This is a genomic window from Psychromonas marina (genome assembly GCF_030161115.1).
GTDB classification, from domain to species: domain Bacteria; phylum Pseudomonadota; class Gammaproteobacteria; order Enterobacterales; family Psychromonadaceae; genus Psychromonas; species Psychromonas marina.
Window position 1 is genome coordinate 44,342 of sequence record NZ_BSPQ01000009.1, and the last position, 15,300, is coordinate 59,641.

15 protein-coding genes and 1 tRNA gene are annotated in these 15,300 nt (G+C 38.6%); 10 read left to right on the plus strand and 6 right to left on the minus strand.

What is annotated here, in order from left to right:
- The first annotated feature begins 152 nt into the window (after positions 1–152).
- The 6 genes from QQK09_RS10835 to QQK09_RS10860 all read left to right on the plus strand — a co-directional run bounded on the left by QQK09_RS10835 (position 153) and on the right by QQK09_RS10860 (position 4,716).
- On the plus strand, positions 153–1,001 hold the full coding sequence (locus QQK09_RS10835) for a DMT family transporter (protein WP_284204154.1): 849 nt from the start codon (positions 153–155) through the stop codon (positions 999–1,001).
- Positions 1,002–1,143: 142 nt separating this feature from the next.
- Positions 1,144–1,653 carry a lipocalin family protein gene (locus QQK09_RS10840; protein ID WP_284204208.1) on the plus strand — a complete coding sequence of 170 codons (510 nt, stop codon included), beginning with the start codon at positions 1,144–1,146 and terminating at the stop codon, positions 1,651–1,653.
- Between the two features lie 149 nt (positions 1,654–1,802).
- Positions 1,803–2,258, plus strand: a complete 456-nt coding sequence (locus QQK09_RS10845; protein ID WP_284204155.1) for a VF530 family DNA-binding protein — start codon at positions 1,803–1,805, stop codon at positions 2,256–2,258.
- Positions 2,259–2,260: 2 nt separating this feature from the next.
- A complete protein-coding gene (locus QQK09_RS10850; protein WP_284204156.1) occupies positions 2,261–2,815 on the plus strand; it encodes a YaeQ family protein in 555 nt (184 codons plus the stop codon).
- A gap of 40 nt (positions 2,816–2,855) precedes the next feature.
- A complete protein-coding gene (gene thiI / locus QQK09_RS10855; RefSeq protein WP_284204157.1) occupies positions 2,856–4,310 on the plus strand; it encodes a tRNA uracil 4-sulfurtransferase ThiI in 1,455 nt (484 codons plus the stop codon).
- Between the two features lie 223 nt (positions 4,311–4,533).
- Positions 4,534–4,716, plus strand: a complete 183-nt coding sequence (locus QQK09_RS10860) for a DUF1737 domain-containing protein (protein WP_284204158.1) — start codon at positions 4,534–4,536, stop codon at positions 4,714–4,716.
- Between the two features lie 65 nt (positions 4,717–4,781).
- Here QQK09_RS10860 and QQK09_RS10865 read toward each other — a convergent pair whose 3' ends face one another.
- On the minus strand, positions 4,782–5,552 hold the full coding sequence (locus QQK09_RS10865; protein ID WP_284204159.1) for an ElyC/SanA/YdcF family protein: 771 nt from the start codon (positions 5,550–5,552) through the stop codon (positions 4,782–4,784).
- A 225-nt stretch (positions 5,553–5,777) separates the two neighbouring features.
- Here QQK09_RS10865 and QQK09_RS10870 point away from each other — a divergent pair, with 225 nt between their 5' ends.
- Complete coding sequence (locus QQK09_RS10870) at positions 5,778–6,002, plus strand: DUF2835 domain-containing protein (protein ID WP_284204160.1); 225 nt, start codon at positions 5,778–5,780, stop codon at positions 6,000–6,002.
- A gap of 207 nt (positions 6,003–6,209) precedes the next feature.
- Here the strand turns inward: QQK09_RS10870 and pyk are convergent, their stop codons facing one another.
- A complete protein-coding gene (gene pyk, locus QQK09_RS10875) occupies positions 6,210–7,643 on the minus strand; it encodes a pyruvate kinase (protein ID WP_284204161.1) in 1,434 nt (477 codons plus the stop codon).
- Positions 7,644–7,872: 229 nt separating this feature from the next.
- Entirely contained in the window at positions 7,873–8,733 is an 861-nt protein-coding gene (locus QQK09_RS10880) for a MurR/RpiR family transcriptional regulator (RefSeq protein WP_284204162.1), read from the minus strand.
- A gap of 288 nt (positions 8,734–9,021) precedes the next feature.
- Between QQK09_RS10880 and QQK09_RS10885 the strand changes: the two genes are divergently transcribed.
- Positions 9,022–9,984, plus strand: a complete 963-nt coding sequence (locus tag QQK09_RS10885) for a glucokinase (RefSeq protein ID WP_284204163.1) — start codon at positions 9,022–9,024, stop codon at positions 9,982–9,984.
- Positions 9,985–10,069: 85 nt separating this feature from the next.
- Positions 10,070–10,157: transfer RNA gene (locus QQK09_RS10890), tRNA-Ser, on the plus strand.
- A 909-nt stretch (positions 10,158–11,066) separates the two neighbouring features.
- Here QQK09_RS10890 and QQK09_RS10895 read toward each other — a convergent pair.
- Positions 11,067–12,761 (minus strand): AMP-binding protein, encoded by a 1,695-nt coding sequence (locus QQK09_RS10895; protein WP_284204164.1) that lies wholly within the window; start codon positions 12,759–12,761, stop codon positions 11,067–11,069.
- 596 nt (positions 12,762–13,357) lie between these two features.
- On the opposite strand from QQK09_RS10895, the gene QQK09_RS10900 reads away from it, so the two are divergent.
- Positions 13,358–13,597: a hypothetical protein gene (locus QQK09_RS10900; RefSeq protein WP_284204165.1), complete on the plus strand. Its 240-nt coding sequence runs from the start codon at positions 13,358–13,360 to the stop codon at positions 13,595–13,597.
- Between the two features lie 132 nt (positions 13,598–13,729).
- Here the strand turns inward: QQK09_RS10900 and QQK09_RS10905 are convergent, their stop codons facing one another.
- Together QQK09_RS10905 and QQK09_RS10910 are read right to left on the minus strand one after the other, a co-directional pair.
- Positions 13,730–14,542 carry a Cof-type HAD-IIB family hydrolase gene (locus tag QQK09_RS10905; protein WP_284204166.1) on the minus strand — a complete coding sequence of 271 codons (813 nt, stop codon included), beginning with the start codon at positions 14,540–14,542 and terminating at the stop codon, positions 13,730–13,732.
- 48 nt (positions 14,543–14,590) lie between these two features.
- A complete protein-coding gene (locus QQK09_RS10910; protein WP_284204167.1) occupies positions 14,591–15,115 on the minus strand; it encodes a phosphoribosyltransferase in 525 nt (174 codons plus the stop codon).
- Positions 15,116–15,300: the final 185 nt, after the last annotated feature.

The window sequence follows — 15,300 nt, forward strand, 5'->3', positions numbered from 1 at the left end:
AATAAATCATTATTTTTCATGTTGTTATTTATTATTTACACTTCTACTTTGTAAGCTAAAAATCTAAGCGATTTTCTGTGATATCGGTATTAAAATAGTTTAAGGTGTTAAAATTATTTATTGGTTTATTAACATCTCGTGAAAGGAATCCATTGAAAACACTTATATTTACCACTTTTGCCATGACTGCTTTTGCCGCTAATTCAGTGTTAGGTCGGCTTGCCTTGAAGGGAGAGTTGATTGACGCGGGCAGTTTTAGCGCAATTCGTCTGTTTTCTGGGGCAATGATGCTGTTGCTTTTAGTCATTTTAAACAAAACAATGAATAAAAATAGCGGATCAATCCGTTGGCGTGAAGGCAGTTGGATAACATCACTGTATCTGTTTGTATATGCACTGGCATTTTCATATGCCTATCTCTCTTTAGATACAGGGTCAGGGGCACTGGTTTTGTTTGCGGCAGTGCAAGTGACGATGGTTATAATGAGCCTTATAAAAGGAAAAATGCTTTCACGTTACGAATGGTTGGGATTAATTATCGCCTTTTCAGGACTCAGTTATCTATTGTTACCTAGTGCAACAGCGCCACCTTTATTACCGGCGTTATTGATGCTAGTTTCAGGCATTGCTTGGGGTCTTTATACATTGGCAGGCAAAGGTGCTGCTGATCCACTGCTGCAATCATGCAATAACTTTTTACGTACCATCCCTTTTATTGCCGTGCTACTTTTGTTTACCCTTGAACAGTCAACCATAACAACGAATGGTGTACTACTTGCTATTGCTTCTGGTGCAATTACCTCAGGGTTGGGTTATGCAATTTGGTATGTAGCACTTAAAGGGTTAACGGTAACCCAAGCGGCTGTTGTACAGCTAAGTGTGCCAATCATTGCAGCATTTGGTGGGGTATTTTTTGTCAATGAAGCCATTTCGACGGCACTTGTTATCTCTGCATTACTGGTTTTAGGTGGGATCTTGGTTTCATCGATTGTAAAGCGTTGAACTTTTTTAGTAACTGTTTCGTATACCTAGTTAATAACAATAACAATAACAATAACAATAACAATAAAAATAAGGAATATTAATGAACAACTTAATGGACAATGTGAAAACGATGTACAGAGTGATCAGAAACAACATTAAAATGACGACGGCGTTACTACTCACGTCATTATTGTTATCTGGTTGTACCGGTATGCCTAAAACCGTTAAGCCTGTTGACGATTTCGAACTACAACGTTATTTAGGTAAGTGGTACGAGATTGCGCGTTTGGACCACTCCTTTGAAAGAGGCATGAATCAAGTGAGTGCCACATACAGCTTACAAGAGGATGGTGGTGTAAAAGTGGTTAATCGCGGTTTTTCTGAAATCAAAAACGAATGGAAAGAAGCGCAGGGTAAAGCCTATTTTGTCGATAAGGATAACGAAGGTTATCTGAAAGTTTCTTTCTTTGGTCCTTTTTACGGAGCTTATGTAATTTTTGAATTAGAATATGAGAATTATCAATACGCTTTTGTTTCAGGACCAAATGTTGATTACTTATGGTTGCTGGCCAGAACGCCGACTGTGCCACAAGCCGTCATTGATAAGTTTATGACGATGTCTAAAGCACGAGGGTTTGATACAGATAACATTATTTTTGTAGAACAATAAAAATTTAACCGCAATGCGATTTTCGCATTGCGGCATTCCTACCCTACACTGTGATTGTTTCAACGTAGATTGTACTATTTACTAAATATAAAGGTAATTTGTCTAGAATAACGATAGAATCCCCCCCTTATTCTAAAGGACATCTTATTGTGACAGACCCTGTATCGCCTAAAGCTAAAAAAACGCCCAATCCATTGTACGGATTAAAACTCGATCAACTACTTACCGATATCTCCGATTGTTATGGTTGGGAAACCCTTGCAGAAGTATTAAATATCGAGCGTTTTCAATTTCACACTGGTTTAAAGTCAACCATGAAGTTTCTTCGCAATCATGAGTGGGCAAAAGAAAAAGTCGAAAACTGTTATCTTTACATGTTTAAAAACTACCCTTGGCCAGACGATAAACAGTTAATGATTCCTCCCCGTGACCGATCTTCATTAGGTGAGCCATTAGGCATTCTGCCTGCTGAGATTACTGAGCTAACCAGCAAAATGATTGATCATGCATCAACTATGCGCAGTGGCGGTAAAAAGAACAATACAACTGATAGTTGGGCTAAAGAAGAGCCTGAATATGATCCAGCTAATCCATGGAATAAATAATAATGGCGTTAAAACCAACAATTTTCAAAATGAACGTAAACCGCTCAGATCTTAATAACGACGTTTATGATGCGTTTAGTTTAACCGTTGCCCAGCATCCTTCGGAAACAACAGAACGCATGATGGCACGTGTGATTGCCTTATGTTTACACTCTCAACAGGAATTTATCACCTTTACTAAAGGGCTTTCTAACGTTGATGAACCTGATATTTGGGCTAAAAGTTTATCCGATGAATTTTTGTTATGGATTGATATGGGCGAACCTGCGTTTGATCGTATCAAGAAAGCCAGTCGTGTTGCTAAATCAGCGTGTGTTTATAGCTTCAACAGCAAATCAGATGTTTGGTGGAGACAGGGCGAAGCTGAGTTTTCTACGTTGAAGAACTTATCGGTATACCAATTTCAATTTGAGCAAATTCAACAACTTGCTAAACTTGTTAAACGTACCATGGAGCTATCTATTACTATTTCTGGCGAGTCAACTTATGTTGCGACAGAACTAGGAGAGTGTGAAGTAAACCACACTGTTTTACAGCAATCACAATTGGCGCTATAATCCGCCTCCTTATTCTACTCAACCAATACAGTGAACTAACATGAAATTTATTGTCAAACTTTTCCCTGAAATCATGATGAAAAGTAAACCTGTGCGTAAACGTTTTAGCAAAATGCTACAGGGAAATATCCGCAACATACTTCGTAACTACGATGAAGATGTAAAGGTTATTTTAGAGTGGGATAAGATTGTTGTTCGCACTGATAACAACAGTGCTGAAAACAAAGCAACCATCATTCAAATGTTGTCTAGTACACCGGGTATTGCGCACTTTTTAGAAGTGAACGAAACTGAGTTTACCGATTTACATGATGCCTATGAGCAAACTAAACTGCGCGTAGCCGATACCTTAGAGGGTAAAACCTTTTGTGTTCGTGTTAAACGTATTGGTAAGCATGAGTTTTCATCGATTGAAGCTGAGCGTTATATTGGTGGTGGTCTGAACCAAAATACCGGTGCAATTGGCGTTAAGCTGAAAGGCATGGATATTACCGTACAGCTTGAAATTAATAACGACAAACTGTTCTTTATCGATAAGCGTCATCCTGGTTTAGGTGGATTCCCACTAGGTTCTCAAGAATCTGTATTATCACTTATTTCTGGTGGTTTTGATTCAGGTGTATCAAGTTACCAGTTTATTAAACGTGGCTCTCGCGTACATTATTGTTTCTTTAATCTTGGTGGCGCAGCCCATGAGATTGGCGTTAAGCAAGTTGCATATCGTTTATGGGAACGTTTTGGCGCATCACATCGCGTGAAATTTGTGTCTATTCCTTTTGAACCTGTTGTGGCAGAAATCTTAGAGAAAGTAGATAACGGTCAAATGGGCGTGGTATTAAAACGTATGATGATGCGTGCCGGTGCATTAGTGGCTGAACGTTTAGCGGTAGAAGCATTAGTAACCGGTGAAGCATTAGGTCAAGTTTCTAGTCAAACGCTACGTAACTTATCAGTGATCGACAAAGTAACCGACATGCTTATTTTACGTCCGTTAATCGTGACTGATAAGCAAGATATCATTGATTGTGCACGACAAATTGGTACTGCTGAACTTTCTGAAACCATTCCTGAATACTGTGGTGTTATTTCACAACGTCCGACGGTTAAAGCGGTAATGAAGAAAATCGAAAAAGAGGAAGCAAAATTTGATCTTTCTCTGATCGAGCAGGTGGTATTAAGCGCTGACGTATTAGACATTAAAGATATCGCTAAAGCAGCACATGAAGAAGTTGCTGAGGTTGATTCTGTTTCTGAATTTACTGAAAATGACGTTATCTTAGATATTCGCTCTCCAGAAGAGGAAGAGGAATCGCCACTTGTGGTTGAAGGTGTCGAGGTTGAACATATTGCATTTTTCAAATTAGCGACTCAATTTGAAAAACTACCACAAGATAAAACCTATCTTCTTTATTGTGACCGAGGCGTTATGAGTCAGTTACAAGCACTGTACTTAAAAGAAGCTGGATTTACTAACGTTAAGGTATATCGTCCATAAACCTTTAACTATTAAAGAAAAATGAGTGAAATGTAGGCTGACTATATTTTATTCATTTAAGTTTATGTTCACAAAAACGGCGCTAAATGCGCCGTTTTTTTATACTTTGGTGGTGGTGATTCACAGTTTCAAACGCTTTGAATATCTCTTTTCAGCACTGCGTCGTATTCTTGGGCTAACCAAAGTATTGGTAAGTCATTTAAACAACGAGAAGGATATAGATATGCCACAACCTACAGAAACGTATAAATTAATTACTGGTAAAGATGACTCAGAGTTTTGCGTGCGTATTACCAAATTACTTGCAGAAGGTTATGAGTTATATAGTTCACCATCAATTGCATTTAATGGTGAGCATATGGTCGTTGCACAGGCTGTTGTTAAGCAAGAATCTCAATTGGTATAACTATCTACAACGGTTACAGTGAAAGCGTAACCGTTTTATTTCAACCCCTTCCATTTATGTCGTCTTTAAAGAAAACTCTTAATCCAATTTTGTAATGCACCGATATACTCATGCCAAGCCGTTTTACTTTTGTATAAGTAATATGAATTGGGGATATAATAAGAACTTGGTGTTTCACCCAGTCTATTTTTAGCTAAGTAGTTTGTTGGTGCGGCAGTCGGCGCGGTGCCATATTTATAAAACAAGTTTAATGCTCTGTCCATATGCGTTGCAGAAGTGACTAACACCGATTTTTTGCCACGAATTATGTGCGACATCTTTTTCGCTTCATCATCGGTATCTAAGTTATTATCTAGCTTCATTATTTGTCTCGCTGGTATTCCCATCACAATCGCCATCTCTTGCATCATCTGCGCATGTGACTTTATATCACCAAAATTGGCACCAGAAACAACCAGTGTTGCATTGCGGTTCGCTTGGAATAAACGTAACGCTTCCAAAAATCGACTGTTTGCAACAGCGGAAAGTTGACTATTAACCGGAAGACTTGGATCAGCAATCCCCCCAGAGCCAAGCAGTAAAATATAATCAAAATTTTGCGCTGCATTGTGCTGCAAAATTGGCAGGTGTTTACGTTCAACATGATGCGCCAAACGTTCAGAGACTGGCATCAAGCTAAGCAGGAAAATAAAAGCAAAGCTGAACAGCAATAATAGCTTTGCAGTTTTTTGTTTTTGGGTAAAAAAGAGTAGAATTAATGCGATTAAAAAAACACTGAGAAACAGAGGCAGTGGCATTAATAATCCACCAATCCATTTTTTTGCTAAAAATAACATAGTACTATCCATTACTTAGAAATAAGTTTGGATTCTAACACCTTCGCAAAAGAGCACCAGTTGAGCACGAGTAATTTTGTTGCTACAGCACAAAAAAGGTACATTTGATTTATGGTGAAGGAAAATACTGTTACTCTATTGTAAGTGCGAAGTGGAATAATGGCATATACAGGGTTTTACTGATGATATCGGGAATTCACTACATTTAAAGATTAAGGTCAGCACGTGAAACACTATTACTTTCGTTTAAATATAACTTATCAAGCCTTTGAACAGCTCTATCGTACACCTAATACTGTGGTCAAAGTACGCGAAGAAAACGGCGCAATGTTACAAATGCCAGCGATGCGCTTAGTGCCATTTTTCTCTCAGTTGGGGGTAAGAGGGCGTTTTGAATTAACACTTGATGACAATAATAAATTTCAGAAATTGCAGCAGTTAAGTGCATAGTTACGTTTTATAGGCAAAAAAAAGTCTAGGGTAAAGGGGATCCTAGACTTGGGAAAAAGGTGATTTCTAATAAGGAATAAATACCTTGAACACCATTTAGTCTAGACATTAAAATGTAAATTACCAATGCGTTGCATAAATATTAAAATCAACCTTTTATGAATACTAAAAAGGATCAAAGGATCCTCTTTAGTAGCGCTTAACTGCTTAGCTCACTTCCACAATTTTACAGGTATTAGTAAAGCCTGCTCCGTTGCTATCACCATGGGTAATAAGAATACGATCATCAACATTTATTAAGCCTTGTGCTTTTAATGTTTCAATCGCATTTTTAATAAATTCAACACTATCAGTTGTAGTCGAGTTAAATTTAATCGGCGTAACACCACGGTAAAGTGCACAATAGTTAAGTGTTTGTTGATTACTTGAAAGTGCATAGATTGGTAAGCCAGAGCTTAAGCGTGACATCAATAGCGGGGTGGTTCCCGACTCTGTTAATGCAACAATCGCTTTTACACCTACCGTATGGTTTGCTGCAAACATGGTTGTCATTGCTAATGCTTCGCCTGGATCGTCGAAGGTATAGTTGATACGGTGATTTGAAACGTTAATGCTCGGGTGCTTTTCAGCGCCGACACACACTTCACTCATCGCTTTCACCGTTTCAACTGGGTAATCACCTGCCGCAGTTTCACCAGAAAGCATTACTGCATCAGTACCATCTAACACGGCATTGGCAACATCCATTACTTCAGCACGTGTTGGCATGGGTGCACTGATCATCGATTCCATCATCTGTGTTGCTGTGATAACCACACGGTTTAAACGGCGTGCCGTACGAATCATATTTTTTTGTACGCCGACTAAGCGTGCATCGCCAATTTCAACACCTAAATCACCACGTGCAACCATCACAACGTCTGATGCAAGAATGATATCTTCTAACGCTTCTTCCGTTTCAACGGCTTCAGCACGCTCAACTTTAGCAACGATTTTTGCAAAACAGCCTGCTTCACGTGCAAGTTTACGCGCGTAATGAAGATCTTCACCCTTACGTGGGAAAGAGACCGCTAAGTAGTCACACTTAATTTCAGCAGCAGTGATAATATCGCGCTTATCTTTATCTGTTAAGGCAGGCGCAGAAAGGCCGCCACCTTTTAAGTTGATACCTTTATTATTTGAAAGAGGGCCACCGATAGTCACTATCGTATGTACTTTGTTACCTTCAACAAAATCAACTTCCATCTGTACACGACCATCATCAAGCAATAACAGATCGCCTTGTTTAACCTCTTGTGGCAGTGTTTTGTAATCAAGACCAACGGCTTGTTGCGTGCCTTGTCCTTTTTCTAAATCACTATCGAGTACAAAGAGATCACCAACAGCTAATTGAATTTTGTTATCTTTGAACGTTGAAACACGAATTTTAGGTCCTTGCAGATCGCCCATAATAGCGACTTCTTTACCTAAACGTGCTGCAATTTCACGTACATCATTCGCACGTTTAATATGATCGACCGCTTCGCCATGTGAAAAGTTCATGCGCACCATATTGGCGCCTGCAGCAATAATTTGCTCGAGGTTATCACCTTTATCTGTTGCAGGACCTAGTGTTGTAACAATTTTAGTACGTCTAATCATTTAATGTTCCTTCATAAGTTGAGTGTAATAGTATGATTAAATGGAATTATACCAAAAAAATTATAAAAATATCATTATTAAATAGAGGGAAATGACTGATGGCTGCATAAGTTTTAAAAGACAAAGCTATTTTAATGTAATGCTAGCGAGAGCAGATTAACGGCGTTAATCTCTCGACGGGTGTCAACTCTCGCTTTGTTACGTTTAATGTACGTATTGTTATCTGTTATTACTCAACATCACCAGCAAACTTAGTATAACGAGATTCTTGAATCTCTTGCTTAACGCGTTTCAAGTTATCTCTAAACTTAGGACCACGACGTAATGTAAAGCCGGTTGCTAACACATCGATCAAAACCAGTTGTGCAATACGTGATGCCATTGGCATATAAATATCCGTATCTTCAGGTACGCCCATCGATAACACCAAGTTACTTTGCTCAGCAAGTGGTGAGTTAAGCGCAGTTAAGGCGATCACAAAAGCATCGTTCTCACGTGCTAGGCTAGCCACTTCAACCAGTGCCTTAGTTCGACCCGTATGCGAGATAAGGACAATCACATCACCTTCACCGCTATTAATACAACTCATCTTTTGCATCACGATATCGTCGAAACATGAAACAGGAATATTAAAACGGAAGAATTTATTAAGTGCATCATGGGCAACACTTGATGAAGCACCTAAACCAAAAAAAGAGATTTTTTTAGCTTGCGTAAGCACATCAACAGCTCGATTGATTAAATTAACATCAAGCGAATTTTTGGCAACATCTAAACAGGCCATCGTGGATTCAAAAATCTTAGACGTGTAAGCATCTGGCCCATCATCTTCATTGACGTTGCGATTCACATAAGGCGTACCATTAGCCAGACTTTGGGCTAAGTGTAACTTAAAGTCAGGAAAACCCTTTGTCTCTAAACGTCGACAAAAACGATTCACGGTTGGTTCGCTCACTTCTGCCATTCTTGCAAGGGTCGCAATGCTCGAATGAATAGCAACTTGAGGTGCAGCGATGATAACTTCGGCAACTTTTCTTTCAGATTTGCTGAACGTATCAATATTTTTCTGTATTAACTCTAAAGTATTCATATCTACTCTACTATAAATTGTTTTTTTCACTTAAAATAGTGGGATTAATTTGCGCATTTGAACAATGTAAACTAATGATAAAAATACGTTTTTGGGAGCATTTGAAATGCATCTGTAAATATATTACATAATATTACATGATAAAGCATTAATCCTCATTTATCATAAACAAATGCCACATTACTGTTATTTTATTACAGATAAAAAGCGTGCTAGATCAATAAATCTGTATTTTAATTACAGTAATGAAGAAAATCATTATCAATTAACTTAAATAAAGGAAGAAATATGTTATCAGTAGTGGCCGATATTGGCGGAACAAATATCCGTTTAGCGGTTTGTTGTAATAAGACTGGGGAAACGAGTCAGTTACTAACTTATGCGTGTGCTGAATTCGAAACGTTAGATGCAGCAATTCTTGAATACTTTTCAACGCTTTCTGAGCCTGTTACATCAGTTTGTCTTGGTATTGCTTGTCCTGTTGAGGGCGATTTTGTTGCAATGACTAATTTAAGTTGGAAATTTTCTCAACTAGAATTAAAGGCAACACTAAACGTTGAGCACCTATTTGTTATCAATGACTATACTGCTATCTCTTTAGCGGTACCGTTTTTAACGGATAACGACAAAATCCAAGTTGGACAAGGCGAAGCTAAAAAACACGGTGTCACTGCTGTGTTTGGTCCTGGTACTGGTTTAGGTGTTTCTCATATCATCTACAATGGCCAAAAATGGGTAAGTCTTGACGGTGAGGGTGGACACGTTAGTTTCGCACCGAATACTCGTGAGCAGTCTGATATTTTACTGTCATTACAAGAACAGTTTGGTCATGTTTCAGGTGAACGCCTACTTTCTGGTCAAGGTCTAGTTAACATTTATCAAGCTTTGTGTCGTATCAATGATAAACCGATTGAATTTAAAGAGCCTAAAGAAGTAACAGCAGCTGGCATTGATAATACCTGCGCACTAGCAAACAGAAGCTTACACGTTTTCTGTGAAGCGATGGGCGGCTTTGGTGGTAACTTGGCACTTAACTTAGATTGTACTGGTGGTGTTTACATCGCTGGCGGTATTGTGCCACGTTTCGTTGAGTTCTTCGAAAACAGCAAATTCCGTGCATTCTTTGAAGAAAAAGGGCGTTTCCAATCGTACCTTGCAACGGTTCCTACTTACCTAATTACCCATGATAATCCTGGTTTAGTTGGTGCAACAGTGCATCTTCGCCAAGAATTAGGTCTTATTACTGAATAAATAGCTAAAAATTGCGATTAGTGGTTGATTTAATGAGGGGAGTTATCTATCATGCGCTCCGCTTAGCAAGATTAGCTTCGCAATTGGTGACGTGTCCGAGTGGCTGAAGGAGCACGCCTGGAAAGCGTGTAAAGGGCAACCTTTCGAGAGTTCGAATCTCTCCGTCACCGCCACATTCTAAGAGGCTGATTTATCAGCCTCTTTACTCAAAACGTTACATCAGTGTTACTCATAAGCGACAATCGAGCCGACACGATGCAATCAGTTCCCAAGTTTAACTCTCTCGAAAAAATCTCTATATCCCAGTTAAACAACTTTGAATAAGTACTTCTACCTGTCTATCTAGATGGAATATTGGAATAAACTCCCCAAAGCTGCCTCAATACAATCATTAACCTACACAACCTCATTCAGCTTAATAGATCGTAACTATCCCAAGCAATGAAACCTCAATAATGCAAAATGAAAGACCTGAACCTTGCCTTATTTATCGTTTAGCCCACCTTAGCGTCACTCAGTTACCTCTGAGCGTTAAAAACTATTACAGTAAATAAACATACCCATTCAGTTAAGGTTACTCAGCGTTCCCAAGAGAGCCATGTATAAACCATCTGTTTTATCTTTGTGATTCTGTTAGGCATTGGGGGAAGTGTGCGGAATAGAGGGATACCGTTACGATTACGTCGTTTACTGTTGGAGGTTTTTTAACTTTTATTATTAATAAATCTGTAACAGATTGTTATGTTTATTATTTAATTTTACAGTGATACTTTGGTGGTTAATTTGTAGAGGGCAATGTTAACTAATATTTACGAGTTATTAAATTAACCGCAATTAAAAAACTGACTACAAAGCACTTAATACAGTTTTCCATGTATAAATGGTCTGGCTCAGCAAGTGGTTTGACAGGTAAATAGATTAAAGACTTTGTCATTCGCGCTATTCCCTATTTTCTGCCATAGGCAAAGCGATAAAGCTCTTTTTTCATCAAGGTACACATCGATACTTCAACGGTGAAACGTCAACAAACACTCGACACAAAGCCAAACGTTTGCTGAACCTAGCCTAAAAATAAGAATCGCTTAAGTATGTAGGTAACGTTTTATTTTTTTAGTCGGGGTAGTGATAAACGGTTCGCGTTGCTCGGTAACTTTGGTGATTTTCGAATAGCTGGAAAGCTGAGTATTCACTGTTGTTCGAATCTCTTCTAATAGTGATAAAATATCACTGTGCAAAGCGGAATCACTGGTTTTACTGATATTGTGAGAATCATCAAACTGCTCGTAATCAATATGTATTTTTGCAACAACTTTATGTTCGAGTTCATACACAAAAGAGTCTAAAACCAATGCGTGCTGGTTAATAACAGATTCCACCGCTTCAGGATAGATATTTTCCCCACTGGCCCCGATAATCACATTTTTACTACGGCCGTTAATGGTCAATATTCCATTTTCATCTATATATCCCAGATCGCCAGTATTTAACCAACCATCTTCGTCTAATACCTCTGCAGTACGTACCGCATCTTTATAATAACCCATCATTATATTTGGTCCGCGAACATGTAATTCACCGTCACGTTGATCTTCAGATTGCTTATTAAAACGATATTCAACGTCAGGAACAATTAGCCCTGTTGTACCGACCTTAGTACAGCCAGGAGCAGCAGCTGCAATAATCGGCGCCGTCTCAGTCAAGCCGTAACCAATCGCATAAGGAAAATTCGCTTCAGATAAAAACGCCTCAACAAAAGGAGAGAGCTTTGAACCACCAACACCAAAAAGGCGCATTTGCCCGCCGAAACTTTCTTCGAGTTTTTTACCTGCAATCTTATTTAATTGTTTGCGCACAAAGGTAACGTTTTCATAAAGATATTTGATCACTCTATTTTTATTAAATTGAGCCTGTACTTTTGATTTGTAAATTTTTTCAATGACCAGTGGCACACTTAACATACAGGTCGGCTGTACCTTCTGCATCGCTGCCAGAATTATTTTTGGCGAAGGTACTTTACTGATGTAATGTATGGAAGCACCCGTTGAAAAAGGGACGATAAACCCAGCAGAACACTCGTAGGTATGTGCCAAAGGCAATATGGATAGAAACTTATCTTCGCTGTGAATACCCACCATGCTTTGTATCTGCTGGAACTGCGAAATGATATTTTTATGGGATAACATTACCCCTTTAGACTGGCCAGTTGTACCCGAGGTATAGATAATCGAAGCGAGATCATTTTCATCGATTGATAAAACCTGACTGTCAGAGCGCAAATGTGCAAGATGCAGCGCTTTTTCTTTAAACAGTGCAATTTTAGAAACCAGTTCCGAGTGCTTGGATGTTTTATCTTCTAATAGCTCAAGTGATTCCAGTGAAAAAACATACTGTAGCGGTGAGCTATAGCCATCTTCATTAAATTTAGCATTGATTTTCTTAGAAACGAAGAGAGCAACAACTTCAGCATGCTTGATGATGTGCTGAACTTCATTAAGATGAAAGTCAGGTAAAATTGGCACAACAACTGCGCCCATAGATGTGATAGCAAGGTAGACAATACCCCAATGTGGCATATTCTCACTACAGATAGCCACTTTATCACCCTGCTTTATTCCTAACTCTTGGAAAATACTATGAAGCAGAGCAATCTTTTCTCCTGCTTGAGCATATGTTATTTCAATATCGTCAATATTGGAGACTAAAAGTTTGTCTTCATAAAGAGAAGTTGAACGCTCAGTTAATGCGGCCAAAGTATTATTTTCAAGCTGTATGGTCATTCAGGATCCTTAATAAAACATCGATAATTTATTCCGCCCAGTTAGCATATTAAGCTTCAGGCAAAAATTCCTGTATTCTACAAAAATCGCTTAAAGTAATACAGAAGCTTAGGTAACAATTTTATAAACTAATTCTACTAACAAAGAGCGGGTATTAATTGCATCGATGTCGTTGCCCGCTTTTAAACTGGATAAAGGCAGAACTGTGATGGTTAATAAAACCGGACACTTTTTTAGCGACTTTATTTTATTATTACATCACAATATCTTTCATATTTAAGTCGAAAATTAGAAGTTTAAAGTAAACAACATTAATTTGTATGGGACAATAATTGACTTGAAAAGGTTTGGGTGTCCAGTTCTTATTTTTTATCATGAATAGCTGAATAGCTGAATAACAATAAAAAGCAAAGCAGCAAAGTTACATCAAAGCCCTGCACATTAAAATCTATAATGCAGAGATATGTGTACACTGTGGGATTAGTCACTACATTTTCAAAAACATACAATAATGAGATCATGCACGTAACTATATTTCGCTTTGAGCTTAATAATCGTTTAAAACTGCTATTTCTGAGAGGCTGAGTATAAAGAACATGGGTTCAGGTATTGTCTTTTGCATCAATTTCAAGTTGCCAGATGTTGTTCTTTTAAGCATTGTTGCTAAACAATATTTTATTGTGGATCGCTATGTCGATGATGCGATTGGTGTAATGGGTAAAGACAGCGATGGAAAAGTGAGTCTGACTAAGGTGACACTTCGCCATGGTGTGTATTTTCAGGAGAAAACAGCCGACGATAGCACCGTTAGAAGCGTTGCATCATCAAGCCCATGAACGTTGTTTTATTGCAAATTAAGTTAAAACAGAAGTTATTACTGAGGTCGTGACGCTAGAAGAGTGAAGTATATAGTAAAACTCAATAAGGCCGATAACTGACTTCATATTATCGGCCTTTTTTAATTCAGGTTAGCTAGCCTCAACTAACAATAAATGCTCTGTTAAATAATGTGCAACCGCCTGATCGTCACTATTACCGATCACTTCTAGCGTTGGTAGTGCATTTTTAACGCGATAGTGGCTAGTGCCCATTACAATACCTTTACCTGCCATTGTTAGCATTTCGACATCATTCATTCCATCGCCAAAAGCAATACAATCCTGCAAGGTTACGCCTTTTAATTTCGCAATTGCTTCTAGTGCGTTACCTTTTGAAACGCCTGAGTCCATAATTTCAAGACACGAAGGAGAAGAGAAAGTGACATGGGCAAAATCTGATAGTTGCGTTTTCAGTTTTTCTTCCCATCCTGCTAAATTTTCATGATCTTGCTGTTGATGAGTTAAAAATATCTTAGACACGTTTTCTAATGGTGGGTTGTTTATATCAAATAGGCTACAGGGGAAATTAGCGTGACCACACAATGTTTTTTCATCAATTTTATTGGCGAGCCAATCATCATGACGATAGATATTAATATTAATTTGAGGGTCATTTTTTACACTATTAATCACCTGACTGATAACATCAGCCGATAAGTTTTGTTGAAAAACGAGCTCATTTTCACTGTTGTGAATACACGCGCCATTTGAGGTTATCATATATGCGGGGATGCCTAATTGCTCGCGCATTTGGCCAACATCAATATGATGTCGACCCGTTGCAAAAGCAAATTCTTTACCCTGTTGATGCAATTGTGTTAAGGTTTTTTGGGTGAAAGGCAGGATTTTATGATCAGATGTTAGTAAGGTGCCGTCTAAATCTGATGCCATTATTTTATACATGTTGTGTCTCTTTTTATTTGTGTAAGGGTCAATAAAGCCCTATTAAAGTTATTTTATAAGCGTTGATATATACGGAATGTTGCGCTGTTTATCCTGCCAAGGTAACCCATAACCCACTAATAAATCATCGTTTTGCATTTCATAGCCATAGCACTGGGTAACGGGGATATTAACGCGACCCGCTTTTACAAATAGGGTGGCTATGGTCAGTGATTTCAAATTAAAGCTTTCATTGAGATAGTGTGCAATCCGTTTCATCGTGCCGCCTGATTCAATCGCATCGTCGATCAAAATAACATTCTGGTTATCAAGCTTAATATTCTCATGAAAGGCAATCGGTGAATCATTGTTTCTTTCCCCTGGCGTATGCGGGCATGAAATGGTGTCCATACCGATATCAAAGGTTAACTCTCGAACTAAATCGGAGGTAAACAATATGCCCCCAGGTACGACGGTAATGACGATGGCACTTTGCGCTTCAAATTGTTGATTAAGCTTTGTGGCGACACGTGTTACACCCGCTTTTATTTGGGCTTGATCGAGCACTGTTGTCCCTAAATGTTTATTCTTCATGGGTGTATCCTCATGCTAGTTATTGACTATAAATTGAGTGCAAAGCACGAGTCCGATGAAAGGGAGTCGCTATAACTGTTGTACCCCTGTTTATTAATCAGTCGTCTAGCTAGTGGGAACGAGATGGCGAAGGTGTTCATTTTAAAGAGTGTCATCAGCGTCCTCAGTTAGGTTTTGATTGACAC